The following is a 15,306-nucleotide window of genomic DNA, read 5'->3' as shown; positions in this document are numbered from 1 at the left end:
CTCCGGTAAACAAAATAACTTCGAACCCATTTTCCTGAAGTCCTTTTATTTTTGAATTAAAAAAAGTTTCAGAATACGCGGGTGTGTTTGGAAGAACTAATCCAATACTAGGTTTATTATGTTTAGCCATTACTTCCCAAATTTAAAAAATTATTTTGACATTATTTTTTTAGAAAATAACGAGAGCGTTAGCAATGTACTTATTGGATGAGAAAACTTTAATTCCTCTTTACCTTTAAAATTTTCAAATATTTCCTGAACTAGAACAGGATTGATAAAGCTTTGAAATTCAGGATTATTGAAAAGCCAAAACTTCAAATTCTTTTCATTTTCATCTCCTTTAAATTGGTTTTCATAATTATTTACTATCTTATTTTTGGTGATAATTTCTTTATCAATTTTTTTATAAAGTCGATAAGGTAAATTCCAAGGAGATTTATTCCAATGATAATTATATAAATTAAATGGTCTATGATCTTGCCAAGCTATCTTTGCCAAAGATGGATTTCTCATTTTAAGATAAGCAATTTGAATTTGTCTTCCTGCTAAATACTTTTCAGGAACAGAACAAATAAATTCACACATTCTATTGTCAAAATAAGGCAATGTTACAGGTTTTGCAGATTCAAAAATAGAAAGATTTACACTTGTCCACCTTGGTGCCCAATACAAGCTTTTAAAGGCTCTGATTTGAGCATTTGCATTCTCGGGAATATTTATTTCTTGTAACAAGCTTTTAATTCTATATCTCAAATAAGTTTCAAAATCACCCTCTATACTCCATGATTCCCAAAGTTTTTTACCAAGAATAAAACCTCCTTTTTTCAGAACTTTTTTAAACATTAACTCAACTTGTGAATCAAATGGAAGATTATCGTCCACTTTCATATCATCAAAAAGCACATCACCCCAATGCCCCAAACAAAATACATCACCCATTTTTGAAAATTTATCAAAAACAGCTAATTGACGAGGATGAGTAAACTCAGTATAGCACTGATTAATAATTGCAATTTTTTCTATATTATTCCACAAATAACCTTTTGGTATAATCCACTTTTCAAATGGAAAACCACATGCTCTAGCTATTTTTTGAGCAAAATAAGTTTCATTCAATCCATTTTGAAATTCATAACTATAACTTTGAACATCTTTTTTTAAATAATGTAAAGCTGCTGCTTGTGTTCTGCTGTCTAATCCACCGGAAAGAGGTAAAATAACTTTTCTGTCACCTACTTGCTCATTAATAATCTTTTCGAATAAAGCAGCAAATTCATTGACAATTTGTTCAAATGGCCTATCTACCGGAGTATAATGCCATTTAAAATACTGATGTTCTGACACTATTTTATTTTCCTGTAATTTGTAGTTGAAACTCGGTTTCAAAACCTTCTGATTGCTAAAATAAGTATCTTGATCTAAAAAAAAACCAGTAGCGGCAAAAACACAGATTGCTTTATAATCAATAGTCTCCTTTTCACCAATAAATATTGGTTTAGATGGAATTATGTCTGTTCTTACCTCCATAAGTTATATTTTTTTTGTAATTAATTTTAAGTACAAAACTTCATGTTCATGAATGCATTTCTCGATAGTAAAATTTTTAATTGTATACTCTCTTAATTCTTTCCCCACTTTACCTAATTCGATACTGTTTTTTTTATACAAATCATTTATTTTTAGACTCAAATCATGATAATTCCCCGCTTCAAATAGTAGCTCTGGAAAATCTTTTAACACATAGTTTATTCCAGAGATATTTGACCCGATAACAGGAATTGCCATACTCATAGCCTCTACCAATGCCATTGGCATTCCTTCTTTACGTGAATCATTTAATGTGGGAATGATGTATAAATCCGAATCAGCTAAAAAGGGTCTAACATCTGTTTTTTTTCCTAAAAACTGAATTTGATTTTCTAAACCCATTTCGACAACCATTTTACGAAGATAGTCTGCATAAGGATCTCGATCATCACCCAAAACAGTTAAGGTTAATGATTTGTTTTTCAAATTATCTACTGCTTTAATAATAATTTCAATCCCTTTTACAGGGACTAAATTTGCGACAGTAATAATCTTAAAAACATTATCATCTGCTTTTGTTGGAAACAAATCCGGGTTATAATAGTCTACATCAAGTCCCAAAGGAATTAATTTTTGATTTTTTTTGTAAGGAAAAAACTGAACCATTTCATGGTTAATTGTTATTATAAAATTGGAAAAATAACTTCTTATTTTCCAATGAATATTTCCCCAACTCATTGCTTTTTTTGTGTAAATAAACTTAGCTCCTCCTAATCGAGATGCAATAACTTCAGTCCAGTCACTACTCCAATGCCAGGAATGAACCAAATCAAAATTATGCTCTTTAATAAAATTTTTATAAGGTTTAATCCTTCCAAAAATTTTAAAATAAGGTTTTAATTGACAAGTGGTTTCAATAATATGAATTGGTAAATTAAGTTTTTCAATTTCATTAAAAAAAGCACCTCTAGTGTGTGAACAAGCGATATGAACTTCAAATTTACTTTTATCTAAGTGCTTTGCCAAATCATAGAGTACTTTTCCGCTTCCGGCAGTATCAAAATTGGGTATTGTGAATAGTATTTTTATTTTACTCTTCTCCATACATAAAAAAATGGGTTATATTTTATATGAGGAATAAATCTATTAATATACAAACTTACTTTATTAAGAATAAAAAAATCAATCTTTAAATCTTCTATTCGTTCATCATTAGTTAATTCTATAAGTTTATGTCCTGAATTATGTAATTTTAAAATATCCACATTCAACTGTCTTGTTAAAATAGCCATTGCTTGATTATTCTTTTTTACAAGAGCATCAGAGTAAAGGTTTTTTCTAAGATTAAAATAGGATAATAATGGTCCATTTTTTTCTTTATTTCTAGTAGAAATTGTCGAGTTTTCGTGTCTTAAATAAAAATTGTAAACTTTATTATAATAATAGCCTCTGGAATGAAGTCCTAATTTGATAAATAAAAATGCATCCTGTCCTGTTTTTGAGGTGTGAAAACCACCTAAAAAGTCAATGACTTCACGTTTTGACAAAATAGCACCTGGTCCTTGTAAATAAAATAAATTTGAAATCCAAATAATACCCGCTTTTGGAGGTTCGATTATTCCCTCCTTTAAACCAACTAAGGGTTGAAGCATCGTTCTTCCATCTGTATAAGTTCTTTGTGTTCTACAAAGCACATAATCTACATCAAATTGTTCAATGATTCTTACGTCCTCCTCTAATTTTTGATGGTGTATATGATCGTCACAATCAATAAAAAGTACGTATTTGCCCGTCGCATTTTTAAGCCCTGTATTTCTTGTATAACCAGAGCCTTGAGTTGGTTCGAATAAAATTTTGTAATCTAAGTTAGTTTTGGGTAATTCAGTTTGTAAAATTTGTACCGAATTATCCGAAGAATTATTGTCAACAAAAATAATTTCAAAATCTTGAAAAGTATATTCTAACAAATTTTTGATGAATGATGGCAAAAAATTGGCTCCATTGTAAACCGGAGAAATTATACTTACTTTTTTCATTTTATTTTTTACTCATTCTATTTACTATAACTCTTTTATTATTCTTGCCGGATTTCCTGCAACTACACAGTTGGACGGAACACTTTTTACTACAACAGAACCCGCCCCAATTATCACATTATTTCCAATCTCAATATTACCAATTATCACGGCATTGGCTCCAACTTCAACGTTGTTTCCTATTGTTGGCAGTTGTGTATTATCATTATTCTTGTTTCCAATGGTTAATCCATTTCTGAAAATAAAATTTTTCCCAATTCTTTTGGCGTTAATAACGCTTGCATAGGGATGATAACAAACTAACCCTCCTTGAATATCGGAACTCGAAAAAATTTTACTACTGAAATTTTTTAAATATAAAATTTTCCAAATGAATAAATGACTTTTAATTCTCCAAAAAAAAACAAAAGCAAATTCAGGATAGTAAATGAGTAGGTGAAAAAATTTTTTTTTCAGAGACAAATTGCTTTTTTGAGAACGAATGCTAAAATTTTGATTTATATCTTCAATTATAACCAAATTATTTTTCACATACTTACTATACAAATAAGGTAAAAATGCCTTAGAAATAAAAACTCTACTCAATAATTTTAATCTAGTAAAAAACATTTCTAAAGATTTATATAATATTTGTCAAAATAAAATTCAAAGATACTGTTTCAAAAAAAATCAACATCATATTTTAATCAAAAAGACATAATTTTTAATTAAGAAATTTTGAATATTGAATCTTATAAATAATATTAGCTACAATTCTGATATACAAAAATTAATTTGTCACCAATTATTTTACTTTCAAATTCCTTTAAAACAAATGCATGTCCATTTTCTCCCATTTTTAATCTTAAATCAGGATTTTTATAAAGCAAAATTAATTTCTCTATAAATTCATCTTCGTTTTCACTCTCAATCAAAAAACTAGTTTCATCCTTAATTATTCCATACTTTATTCCGCCAACATTTGAAGCAATAACAGGCATTTTAAAAAATTGAGCTTCTTGCAAAACTAACCCTTGTGCTTCAGAACGCATTGTTTCTTTTTCGGCAATTCCAGGTAATAAAAAAACTGATGAAGCCGCCATAATTTTGAACACGTTATCCTGAGACAAAGAACCATGGAAAATAACATGGTTGCTAATGTTAAGTTGATTAACTAAAAATAGTAACTCATCCATCATTTCACCATTTCCAATTATGTGTAGGCGAAGATTTGAATATCCTAAATCGATAATTTGCTTTACCATTTTTATTGCTCTATCCGGACCTTTCCAATTAATTAATCTTCCGCAAAACACTATATTAAAAGTTGAAGAATCTTTTTCTGTAACTAAATGTGGTTCTAAATTTTGCTTCTTTAGACCCTCTGGAATTATAAAATAGTTTTTTAATTTAGGATTCACATTCAATAATATATCTTGAAGATAAATTGAATTTACAGTATAACCATTAAAATGCTTAAAAATAGTTTTGTAAGCATCTTTATAAATTTGAACTTTTGATGGTGTTAAATCAGATCCATGAAAAGATAAGATAGCTTTTGGATAGTTACAAATTCCCATTTCATAGGCATCAGCCACTTTTTTTCCGTTGAAACCAAAATGACAATGAACAATGTCAAAACTTTCTTTGAATAATAAAACCGGTAGGTCGTAGTATATTTTTAGTTTTTTTAAGTTAGTCTTAAAATAAATTGGGTTTAGCAAAAAGACTATCTTTTTAAAATCAAAATCTTTTCTAAACTTTCTAAAAAATTTAAACCCTTCTTTACAAATTAGCCATTTACTTTTTTGATTTTTAAAGTGTGTAATGGTTTTTTTTTCTAAGTTATAATCTAAAAAAAGTTGATGAATAATAGTATCCTTCGATTTATTGTATGTAAAAACAGTTACATCATTTCCCCTATCAATCAAATCTGTAATTTGATTTAATATAAAGGTTTCCGTAACAGATGGAAAAACAGTTACAACAACTAAAATCTTGCGATTTAAACTCATTTATTCAAACTATTCAATATTGGATAGAGTGTAAAAATAGTTTTTTTATGTTAATAGGCTAATACTAAAGCAACTGTTTTATAAAAAACGGTTTCAAATTATTTAAAAAAAGAATATCCCTTACCAAAAAATTTTAATAAAACTATTCCGATAGATAATTTAATTATTGAAATAAATGAAAAAGTCTTTAATTTAAAGTAAACCGAAGATTTGTAATAAGAAAACCAATTAGACTGTCCAAAAAGTATTTTATTTCTAACTGTTTTTATGTAAAAATCGGCAAGGTGATTAGTATATTTTATTTTATTGTTTGGATTTAATTTTATTAGTAAATATAAATGCTTCAACCTTGCTTTAAAAGCAGAGTTTATCTCTATATCATTACCTTTTCTTACTTCATTTTTAAATGAATGATTGTGTTGATAATAAATAACTAATGCTTGTTTAATTTTAATTATTTTGGGTTGAGCATAAATCATTCGCAGATTAAAATCCCACTCATCATGATTACCGATTGATTCATCAAAAAGTTCATTTTGAGTATCTAAAAAAGATTTTCGCCAAAGAATTCCACACACAAAGTAGCAAATTTTATAGGTAAAATAATCTTCAATTAAATTGTTTGACTCAATTGTATTGATGTCTTGTAAAATTCCGGTTTCGCGATCTACTCGTTCAACTTGGGCAAGAACTCCATCGGTATCCGTTTGAAATCCTTTGATGTAAGTTTCTAAAGCATGTGGTTTTAAAAAATCATCACTATCAAAAAAATAAATAAAATTGCCTTTGGCTTTTACAAACCCATAATTTCGACAGGTATTTGGTCCTTTCTTAGTGTCTGAAGGTCTTTTAAAAAATTCAAAACGATTATCTGAATCAATAAATAGTTGAACAATTTGTTCTGTGCTATCATTAGAACCATCATCAATAATTAAACACTCAAAATGTTGATAAGTTTGATTTCGTATACTTTCGAGCGTTTTAATAATTAAATCTGCTCGGTTGTATGTTGGAATTATGATAGAAACCAAATTATTCATTCCAATTGAATTTAAATTTCAACCATCTGTTTCTTAAAAAATAAGGTGATTTTTTCATCATCAACATTACCCTTCCTAAGATAATTATTTCAGAAGCCTTTATCCTATTGTACTTTAACAATCTAGGTAAAAATTGATTTAAAATTGATTTCGATACCTCATCATGAAAGTGTTCGTTGCTTGAAAAAAATAATTTTATTAATTTATTGTAAAGAAAATTAAGTAATTCCGCCGATTGAATTTGCTCACTTCTTTTAAAGTTTTCAAAAAGATAGTAGAATGATGATTCTTTATATCCTTTATTATATACCTTGTTTTTTGTTGATTTTGATTCATCATGTTGTCTGTATAAAAAATCAGCACTCTGAATAATCTTAAATTGATTTGAAGTACATTCAAAAAAAAGTCGGCTAAAGAATTCTGCCTCTTGACCTCTTTTCATATTCGGATTAAATAATTCTTTATCCTTTAAAAAATTTCTTTTAAATAACACTGAATTAGTGATAATCTGGAGTTTCCACATGACAAAATCCACATATAAATTATCTGTATCTGCAAGGTTTAAAACTCTTTTTGTATTTGTTTCAGGGTACCAAAAATACCCATTCCCAATTATAAAATGAATGTCTGGAGTGAGAGCATTTACTTTATTTTCGATGAAATTTTCCAGAATTACATCATCACTATCAAACCAATTGATGTATTCGCCGGAACTCATTTGAAACCCATAATTTCTACAAGAATTAGCTCCTTTTTGTAGGCTTTGGGGTCTTTTAAAAAATTTAATTCGATTATCTTTGTTTGAATAGGAATGTACAATTGATTCTGTTTCATCGATAGAGACATCATCTACCACAATACACTCCCAATTTTGATATGTTTGAAGCAATATACTTTTAAGCGTAGCTTCTATCAAATGAGCTCTGTTATAAGTTGGTATTATGATGGAAACCAAACCATTAGTCATAAATAATATGATTTAATGATGTTTCAGTTACTTCCATTTCAAAAAAGGATTTATTTTTTTTAATCATCTCGGTTGACCAATTCCACCAAGCTATTACTTGAAATTGATTGATAACATGAGGTTCAAATCGGTAACCTATAATTTTTGCCGGACTTCCTGCTACAATTGCAAAGGCCGGAACATCTTTTGTAACAACACTATTGGCTGCAACCACCGCTCCATTTTCAATTGTAACCCCTCCTAAAATAACAGAATGAGCACCTATCCAAACATCATTTTTTAATACAATATCTCCTTTGTAAATCTTTTCATTTTCCCATTTTTCTTTAAATAAATTCTGTCCAATAAAATAACTGGTAGGTTTTTTGAAATTATGATTAAACGATTGAAAACTTACGTTGCGAGCAATGGAGCAAAAATTTCCAATTTCAACACCTGCTTCTTGATTAGAATGAATATCTAAATTGGGTCCCCATAATGATGTGTAATTGCCGGTTTTTATTTTCCCTAAAAGTGTGGCTCCCTGAATTTTATTATTTTCTCCAATTTCAATTTCACCTTTTAGAATACTATTTGAAATTTCAGTTGAGTTTCCCACATAAATTTCACCTTTTAAACTACTTGATCCTATCGATATATTATCTGAAAGTCTAATATTTCCTTTTAAAGTTGAACTTACAATGATTGCTTTATTTGGAATTTCAATACCCAGACTTATTGCGTTTAATTTATCTAAACGGGATTTAATTTTTAATAAAATTTGATTAAAGAAGCTCATTCTTATGTAAATAAATTTTCTTGGTATGAAACTATTTTTTGCTCTTTTGGTAAGATTTCATGGTTTTGTATAATTTTTTCAAATTCTTGTTTAAAATTTGAATCATTAACATTCAAATATACAGCCTTTTGATTAGAAATTAATTCGGGAAAAGACAAAAGACCAATTTCGTTAATTAAAACAGTAAAAACATTTAAAAAAGAAGCTTCCAACGCTGACCCCGAAGAATGCGTAATATGAACTACCGAATTGATTAGCAATTGTGGCAAAGGATCATTGGTTGCTTGCTCAATGTTTACTAAATGTAGTACATTGTTGTTTTTTAAATATTTTTTAATATTTTCGAGATCATGCATTTGCCTTGGATGCAATCGTATGAACCATTGATAAGGCTCACTTTTTATAAAATCTAAAATTGGCTGAGGAAATAATTGTTCAATAGTTATTGGATTGGGTTGAAGGGTGTAGAAAACATAGTTCTTAAATTCATATGCAGAATTAACTGTTTTCCAATAATTAACCCAAGGATTTCCAATATTTATTACAGAATAGTTGTTATTATTTTTAATCCATTTATTCAATACACCTTCACTATTTTCATCCCAACTCCAAAAAGTGTTTGGCATCATTAAATAGCCCTCCGATGGGATTTTACTCCAACTTCCATAGCTTAGATGAATGTCTGTTTGTGGACCGTGTTGCATTTCTATCGTCTTTATTCCTAATTGATTTGCAGCAACAATTAATGCAAAATTGTCTTCCAAGTAATAGCATAAAATCATTATTTGAGTAGGTTTCATTTTTTTTAAAACCTTTGTGAAAAAATTTATCTTATGTAAAAAAATTTCAGACGCCCATTTTTCCAAAAAAAAATTATCGTATTTTCTTAAAAAATTCTGATTAAACTTCTCTTGACCTAGAAAATTCAAAAAATCATCAAATTGATTTCCTGAAAATTTTGTTTTAATTGGAGAGCTTTTTTTCAATAATAGATATCCTTTCAAAGCTTTATTGAAAGTATAAATTAAGTCTAAGTTAAATTGATTTTTGGTATCGGGACCATATTCAAAATATAGTGAATCTTTTTCAATTCGATATTTATCAATTAATATGTCAAAATAACGATTAAATCGCTTTGATCTAAAATTCACACGATGAGCGTCTGCTCCAACAAATAAATATTTTTTTGAAGGTAGTTTTCTCAACCAAAAAAAATAGTGAACAACCGAATCAATTTTTTTTAGTTCTGCTTTAAGTTTTTGAAGAATTGATAACTTTTTATCTTTTTTAATTTGAACTTTATTTCCTGCTTCAACAACATTAATTAAATAGAAAAACAACTTTATTCTGAGAATTGGCCAAATTGCAAGATGATTCACTTTCCATGAATCAACAGGAAATTGTTGTTCAATGCTCAGTATGTAGTTTTTTATATCCTCTCTGTTTTTCATTCAAAGTCTTGCAAAATATTCTTTAGTCTTTCTTGTCCGATAATTGTTTCTACAAATTCTCTAAAAGCTCCGTCTCCCCCATTTTTTTGAGTAATAAAATTTACGCTTTCTTTTATGTAGGTTGGTGCATTGTTTGGGGCAGCACTTATTCCAACAGCTTTTAATAATGCAATGTCACCTATATCATCACCAATGTAGGCAACTTCATCTAAGGAAATATTCAATTTTTCACAAAGCGATAGGGCCACCGGAAGTTTGTTTGTTATCCCTTGAAAAAGGTAATCTATTTTAAGTTTTTCTGCTCTTCGCTTAACAATTTCTGTTGTTTCTCCGGTTATAATTCCAACAGGAATATTCAATTTTTTACAAAACAAAACGCCTGCACTATCAGAAGTATTGAATTTTTTCCATTCATTTCCTGTTTGGTCGTAGAACATTCCACCATCCGTCCAAACGCCATCAATATCTGTTAGTATTAGTTTTGGTAATTTCATTGATAAATCATAAAAGATTGAATTCCACTATATTTACTTCGTTGAATCGAAATGTTTTCTGTTCCAAAAACTTCTCTTAATGCAACTGTTTCACCGGGAAATTGTGGGTCATTTAATTCATCAAAACCAATAATTGCTCCTTTTGTTAAATAAGGCTTAATAATTTCTAAGCATTTTTTAGTTGGTTCATACACATCAAAATCAAAATAAGCAAAAGCAATAATTGTTTCCGGATGTTCATCTAAGTATTTCTGTAGAACAACCGGTGCATTTCCTTTAACAAGCGTGTTTTTTTTAATATGTGCTAAAGGGCATTCGCTTTCATGATATTCTAAAACAGCAGCTAGGTATTCTTCATAATTTTCTGTGACAGAAAAAGCTCCTTTTTTTATAATACTGTGATCACCATCTTTTTTATCCACCTCTGCAAAGCCTTGAAAAGTGTCAAAACCTATAATTTTTCTACTGTAGTTATAGGGTTCGTGTATTCCTCTTAAATTATTTAAAGTAACGAGATTTTGTCCCCATCTCACTCCAAATTCCATAATCACTCCGTGCGTGTTTACTATTTTGGTGTACAAATCATTTAAAAACAATTGCTTTGTTAAATCTTGACGCTTAACAAACAAGCCTGTATTAGATAATTTTTCATTATCCGGAATAGGAGCATTTTTATATAACTCAAGAAAATTGTTTCGCTTATCTAATTCATTAGTAGAGGCAATTGTTTTGATTTCTATTCCCATTTTAATCTAAATAATGTTTGTAAATAACTTCGTTTTCCAAAACTGAACTAATCAATTTTCTTCCTAAAATTTCATTTTTTTCCGACCATTTAAATCCATCACCCGGAGAAAGCATATGTATGTCGTTTTCTGTGATAATTTCACCAACTTGCATGTTTCGCTTAGTTGCGATAGAACGTTCTAATTTTATTTTTGCTGTTTCGGTATCTTTCACAATAAAAATATCTTCTACTCCCATAGATTGATCTAAAATTCTAATATCACGTACCATTCTATGCACGCCATCAGGGCCTAACGAACCAGCTTGATCCGTGCCTTTCATTCTTCTGTCGAGTGTAATGTGCTTTTCGATGACTTTGGCACCCATAGCAACTGCTGCCACCGGTGTTGAAATTCCGATTGTATGATCTGAATAACCTATCACAAAGTCTTTATAATTTTTTAAAAGATAAGTTATTGTATTAAGATTAACGTTTTTTGGCTCTGTGGGATATTGAGAAACACAATGTAGAATAGATATGTTTGAATGATACCTTGTGATTGTTTCAATGGCGTCATCTAACTCTTTTTTTCCTGCCATTCCGGTTGAAACAATTATTGGGATTTTTGTTTCTGCTAAAGCTGCTAACAAAGGTAAATTTGTTAAATCTCGACTGGCAACTTTTAATTTATCAGGACTAAAATAATTTAAAATAGATAAACAACCAATTGCACAGAGGGTTTCTACAAAATCTAAACCTTTTGATTTTGCATACTTATACACTTCAAAATGTTCTTCGTCCGTAAGTTCCAATACTTGGCGATGTTCACCATAGGTTTTTCCAAATGAATGAGGAGAATCATATATTTTATCCATTTGAGATTGTGACAATTCTTGTTTTAAATCTCTTTTGGTAAGTTTCACAGCGTCCATACCTTTTAGAATATTGCCAAACACATCGTCTTTAATTTCTCTTGAAATTAGTTCGATGATTAATTTTGCCAAATCAACAGAGCCATTATGATTTTGTCCTATTTCACCAATAATATAGGTCATTTGGAATACTTTTTTATATTAATTTTCATTTTCTCCAGATAGTCATTGTTACTATCTAAAAACTGAATTGTCTCTTCAATTGAAAAAGAGTTTTGTTTATAAATTGAATATACTTTTTGTAAATTTATAAAATCTTCTTTATCATCTATAGTAAATCGTAAATCTTCTCTATTTATTAAATAATTTGGTAAGGTTTTAAATAGGCATTTAAAGTTAGAATTGGTGTAGATAAAATTTGTAACGTGTTCTAAATATAAATTATCACTTGTTGTTGCTTCAACATTTTTTAAAGCCTCAATTGTTGTTATTTCTGCAAATAGTCCAAAGTGTGTTTTAATAACCGGCGTTCCTTCACTATTTTTAAAACTCCAATAATCTGCGTTTGGGTTATTTTCATAAAAATGGATTAATTCTTTTAAAAAAATCACATCAAGAAAAGGATTATCTGCACAAATTCTAACAATAGTTTCTGACTCATAATTTTGAGCCGCTTTTATGAACCTATTTAACACATTTGTTTCACTTCCGCGAAAGCACTGAATTTGATTTTGGCTACAAAACGCTTCAATCAAATCGTCTTCTTCTACATTTGATGTGCATAGCACAATTGGAATTTGGGGGAAATTTAATTTTAATTTTGAAACAATTATTGATAAAATAGAATCTTGTTCATCAAAATTTAATAAAACTTTTCCGGGAAGTCTGGACGATTTCATTCTGGCTTGGATGAAAAAAGCTAAATTATTATTTTTCATTTGCTATTGAAATAGTTGCTTCCTGAATAAATCCCTTAGGTCTGTTAAGAACTCCTGAATTCCAATAATCACCTCGAATAACATTTAAGGTGAAAGCATCTTGTAAATAATCGATTGTTTGATGTGGAGTGTTAAACGATAGTTTTTCGCTAATCATATACTGAAGAGAATACCTTCCTTCCCTGAATTGTAAACGTGGTATTTCAACTTCTATGAAACCATTATCTTTAACCTCTGAAAACTTTGTGCCTAATTCATCTGTTGCAATTGTGGTAACAAGTTCATCATTTTCATTTTTAAATTGGAGAACGATTGTAAATTGTTTTGGATCTATCTCTTTTTCCTTTTCAAACTCAAAAATGATTTTGTAATACTCTCCGCTATGCATTTCACCAACAATTACTCCATCTTTATTTTTTGCATAAATATCTTTAATTATTAATTTTCTATTTCCTTTTCTGTCTATCCTATCGCTTAATCTAATTTCACTTTTTTTATACGAGTTTTCCAAATAATAATTAATGGCATCATCACTTGTTCCATTAAACGTTATTCCGCCATGCTCGAGAACGATTCCTTTTGTACATAAACTTTTAACGGCTGCCATGTTATGACTGACAAACAAAACGGTTCGACCATCTGTTTTAGAAATATCTTGCATTTTTCCGATGGCTTTTTTTTGAAATTCGGCATCACCAACTGCTAAAACCTCATCAACAACTAATATTTCAGGCTCTAAGTGTGCAGCTACAGCAAAAGCTAAACGAACAGTCATTCCGCTACTATATCTTTTAACAGGGGTATCTATGTATCGTTCACAACCTGAAAACTCAATAATTTCATCTAATTTGGAAGCTATTTCTTTTTTTGTCATTCCAAGAATAGCTCCATTGAGAAATATATTTTCTCTTCCGGTCATTTCGGGATGAAAACCTGTTCCTACTTCCAACAAACTGGCTATTCTACCTTTTGTTTTAACACTTCCCACGGTTGGAGAAGTAACGCGTGACAAAATTTTTAATAACGTTGATTTTCCGGCTCCGTTCTTTCCGATAATTCCTAAAACTTCACCCTTTTGAACTTCAAAATTAATATCTTTTAATGCCCAAACATATTGATTATTTCCTTTGGAACTTCTATCGTTAACTTCTCCTACTTTTAAATAAGGATCCTCTTTTCCTCTAACGGTATGCCACCATCTATTCAAATCATGGCTTAACGTTCCGGTTCCTATTTTTCCTAACCGGTACTGTTTTGAAAGATTTTCAACTTTTAAAATTATATCACTCATTTAAATTTATTCTCAAAAATTAAATTACATCAATAAAACTCTTCTCTGTTCTATTAAAGACCAAAATCCCCAAAAGAAGAACAACCAAGCCAAAAACTAAAGAGTATAAAAGATAGGTTAAATCAATTGAACCTGAGCCCAGAAAAGCATATTTAAAAAAATCTAGAATACCTGTTAAAGGGTTTAAATAAACCAATACATGGTATTTTGGATTAATTTTTTCTAAAACCAAAGTGGTTGGATAAACGATTGGAGTTATATACATAAAAAGAGAAATTCCAAATGTAACTACAAAATTTAAATCTCTGTATTTAACAGTTAAAGAAGATATTAGCATACCTATTCCCATAGCTAAAATAGCTGTCATAAAGAGTAAAACTGGTGTAATTAGCATTAAAGAAGATGGATTTATGTCATAACCTTGAAAAATGTAATAAATCAAAACAATAATAAAGAAAATAAATTGAATACTAAATTTTACCAAATTTGAAACAATAACTTTTAAAGGCATTATAATTCTGGGAAAATAAACTTTTCCAAAAATATTCTGATTAGCTGTAAACGTTTCAGAAACAGCCTTTAAGCAATCTGAAAAATAAAACCACAAAATATTACCGGCAAGCACGAATAAAAAATAAGGCACTCCATCGGAAGGAATGTCTGCAATTTTACTAAAAATTACAAACTGTATAACAGAAGTAAGTAAAGGTTGAATAATAAACCAAATGGGACCTAAAACTGTTTGTTTATAGAAAGTAACAATATCTCTTTTTACAAATAACATTAAAAGGTCTCTGTAGTGCCACAACTCTTTAAAATTTATTTTAAAAGCTGATTTTTTTGGAGAAATTTCAAATAACCATTCTTCGTTTTTTGTATTATTCATCTTCAAAAAAAATTTTTTCAAATGTATTGTTTTTTTACGAGTTTATTTGTTGAAAATAGTTCGTTTATGAATAAATTATCATAGATAGTATGAAAAATAAAAAAAAACCTCCGATTTCTCGGAGGTTTCTCTATTTAATAAACTCAGCACCTTAGAACCTCAGTTCCTTAGTAACTTTGCTTTACTTTTTAACCACTCTCACAGTTCTCGTTTCTTCACCTTGTGTTACAATCACGTTGTAAACTCCTGATGGATAACGATCACCAAATTGATAGTTAGTTACATCTGCTGCATTGACTTCATTT

The 15,306-nt window shown here is 29.2% G+C and carries 15 protein-coding genes; all 15 read right to left on the bottom strand.

The features are described from left to right. Positions 1-150 precede the first annotated feature (150 nt). Positions 151-1,527 carry an asparagine synthase C-terminal domain-containing protein gene (locus B4N66_RS16010; RefSeq protein ID WP_291096209.1) on the bottom strand — a complete coding sequence of 459 codons (1,377 nt, stop codon included), beginning with the start codon at positions 1,525-1,527 and terminating at the stop codon, positions 151-153. Between the two features lie 3 nt (positions 1,528-1,530). Continuing rightward, positions 1,531-2,631, bottom strand: coding sequence for a glycosyltransferase (locus B4N66_RS16005; protein WP_291096207.1), 1,101 nt, complete (start codon positions 2,629-2,631; stop codon positions 1,531-1,533). Beyond that, positions 2,613-3,563 (bottom strand): glycosyltransferase family 2 protein, encoded by a 951-nt coding sequence (locus tag B4N66_RS16000; protein WP_291096205.1) that lies wholly within the window; start codon positions 3,561-3,563, stop codon positions 2,613-2,615. Before B4N66_RS16000 ends, B4N66_RS16005 begins: the two co-directional genes overlap by 19 nt. 24 nt (positions 3,564-3,587) lie before the next feature. Beyond that, complete coding sequence (locus B4N66_RS15995; protein ID WP_291096204.1) at positions 3,588-4,172, bottom strand: serine acetyltransferase; 585 nt, start codon at positions 4,170-4,172, stop codon at positions 3,588-3,590. 134 nt (positions 4,173-4,306) lie between these two features. Beyond that, positions 4,307-5,140 (bottom strand): glycosyltransferase family 4 protein, encoded by an 834-nt coding sequence (locus B4N66_RS15990; protein WP_291096202.1) that lies wholly within the window; start codon positions 5,138-5,140, stop codon positions 4,307-4,309. A 515-nt stretch (positions 5,141-5,655) separates the two neighbouring features. Beyond that, entirely contained in the window at positions 5,656-6,597 is a 942-nt protein-coding gene (locus B4N66_RS15985) for a glycosyltransferase family 2 protein (RefSeq protein ID WP_291096200.1), read from the bottom strand. Then, on the bottom strand, positions 6,590-7,564 hold the full coding sequence (locus B4N66_RS15980) for a glycosyltransferase family 2 protein (protein WP_291096198.1): 975 nt from the start codon (positions 7,562-7,564) through the stop codon (positions 6,590-6,592). Before B4N66_RS15980 ends, B4N66_RS15985 begins: the two co-directional genes overlap by 8 nt. Next, the gene (locus tag B4N66_RS15975) at positions 7,557-8,342 is read right to left on the bottom strand and encodes a CatB-related O-acetyltransferase (protein WP_291096196.1); all 786 of its coding nucleotides are present in this window, start codon (positions 8,340-8,342) and stop codon (positions 7,557-7,559) included. The genes B4N66_RS15980 and B4N66_RS15975 overlap by 8 nt, the downstream gene beginning before the upstream one ends. A gap of 2 nt (positions 8,343-8,344) precedes the next feature. Beyond that, complete coding sequence (locus B4N66_RS15970) at positions 8,345-9,793, bottom strand: hypothetical protein (protein WP_291096194.1); 1,449 nt, start codon at positions 9,791-9,793, stop codon at positions 8,345-8,347. After that, the gene (locus B4N66_RS15965) at positions 9,790-10,287 is read right to left on the bottom strand and encodes a KdsC family phosphatase (RefSeq protein WP_291096192.1); all 498 of its coding nucleotides are present in this window, start codon (positions 10,285-10,287) and stop codon (positions 9,790-9,792) included. Before B4N66_RS15965 ends, B4N66_RS15970 begins: the two co-directional genes overlap by 4 nt. Continuing rightward, the gene (locus tag B4N66_RS15960) at positions 10,284-11,033 is read right to left on the bottom strand and encodes a crotonobetainyl-CoA--carnitine CoA-transferase (protein ID WP_291096190.1); all 750 of its coding nucleotides are present in this window, start codon (positions 11,031-11,033) and stop codon (positions 10,284-10,286) included. The genes B4N66_RS15965 and B4N66_RS15960 overlap by 4 nt, the downstream gene beginning before the upstream one ends. Before the next feature lies 1 nt (position 11,034). Then, positions 11,035-12,069 carry an N-acetylneuraminate synthase family protein gene (locus tag B4N66_RS15955; RefSeq protein ID WP_291096188.1) on the bottom strand — a complete coding sequence of 345 codons (1,035 nt, stop codon included), beginning with the start codon at positions 12,067-12,069 and terminating at the stop codon, positions 11,035-11,037. Continuing rightward, the gene (locus B4N66_RS15950) at positions 12,066-12,824 is read right to left on the bottom strand and encodes a cytidylyltransferase domain-containing protein (RefSeq protein ID WP_291096186.1); all 759 of its coding nucleotides are present in this window, start codon (positions 12,822-12,824) and stop codon (positions 12,066-12,068) included. Before B4N66_RS15950 ends, B4N66_RS15955 begins: the two co-directional genes overlap by 4 nt. After that, positions 12,814-14,115 (bottom strand): ABC transporter ATP-binding protein, encoded by a 1,302-nt coding sequence (locus B4N66_RS15945; RefSeq protein ID WP_291096185.1) that lies wholly within the window; start codon positions 14,113-14,115, stop codon positions 12,814-12,816. The genes B4N66_RS15950 and B4N66_RS15945 overlap by 11 nt, the downstream gene beginning before the upstream one ends. A gap of 19 nt (positions 14,116-14,134) precedes the next feature. After that, on the bottom strand, positions 14,135-15,001 hold the full coding sequence (locus B4N66_RS15940) for an ABC transporter permease (protein ID WP_291096184.1): 867 nt from the start codon (positions 14,999-15,001) through the stop codon (positions 14,135-14,137). Positions 15,002-15,306 lie beyond the last annotated feature (305 nt).

It is taken from the genome of Flavobacterium sp. UBA2787 (assembly GCA_002352205.1).
Taxonomy (GTDB): domain Bacteria; phylum Bacteroidota; class Bacteroidia; order Flavobacteriales; family Flavobacteriaceae; genus Flavobacterium.
Note: the sequence above shows the minus strand (reverse complement) of the source record. Positions and strands in the feature narration are given on the sequence as shown.

Excerpts from the sequence above, each read along its gene's own strand:
- B4N66_RS15960 (WP_291096190.1), bottom strand. The coding sequence starts at position 11,033 with ATGGGAATAGAAATCAAAACAATTGCCTCTACTAATGAATTAGATAAG.
- B4N66_RS15965 (WP_291096192.1), bottom strand. The coding sequence starts at position 10,287 with ATGAAATTACCAAAACTAATACTAACAGATATTGATGGCGTTTGGACG.
- B4N66_RS15950 (WP_291096186.1), bottom strand. The coding sequence starts at position 12,824 with ATGAAAAATAATAATTTAGCTTTTTTCATCCAAGCCAGAATGAAATCG.
- B4N66_RS15985 (WP_291096200.1), bottom strand. The coding sequence starts at position 6,597 with ATGAATAATTTGGTTTCTATCATAATTCCAACATACAACCGAGCAGAT.
- B4N66_RS15980 (WP_291096198.1), bottom strand. The coding sequence starts at position 7,564 with ATGACTAATGGTTTGGTTTCCATCATAATACCAACTTATAACAGAGCT.
- B4N66_RS15995 (WP_291096204.1), bottom strand. The coding sequence starts at position 4,172 with ATGTTTTTTACTAGATTAAAATTATTGAGTAGAGTTTTTATTTCTAAG.
- B4N66_RS15955 (WP_291096188.1), bottom strand. The coding sequence starts at position 12,069 with ATGACCTATATTATTGGTGAAATAGGACAAAATCATAATGGCTCTGTT.
- B4N66_RS16010 (WP_291096209.1), bottom strand. The coding sequence starts at position 1,527 with ATGGAGGTAAGAACAGACATAATTCCATCTAAACCAATATTTATTGGT.
- B4N66_RS15940 (WP_291096184.1), bottom strand. The coding sequence starts at position 15,001 with ATGAATAATACAAAAAACGAAGAATGGTTATTTGAAATTTCTCCAAAA.
- B4N66_RS15970 (WP_291096194.1), bottom strand. The coding sequence starts at position 9,793 with ATGAAAAACAGAGAGGATATAAAAAACTACATACTGAGCATTGAACAA.
- B4N66_RS15975 (WP_291096196.1), bottom strand. The coding sequence starts at position 8,342 with ATGAGCTTCTTTAATCAAATTTTATTAAAAATTAAATCCCGTTTAGAT.
- B4N66_RS16000 (WP_291096205.1), bottom strand. The coding sequence starts at position 3,563 with ATGAAAAAAGTAAGTATAATTTCTCCGGTTTACAATGGAGCCAATTTT.
- B4N66_RS15945 (WP_291096185.1), bottom strand. The coding sequence starts at position 14,115 with ATGAGTGATATAATTTTAAAAGTTGAAAATCTTTCAAAACAGTACCGG.
- B4N66_RS16005 (WP_291096207.1), bottom strand. The coding sequence starts at position 2,631 with ATGGAGAAGAGTAAAATAAAAATACTATTCACAATACCCAATTTTGAT.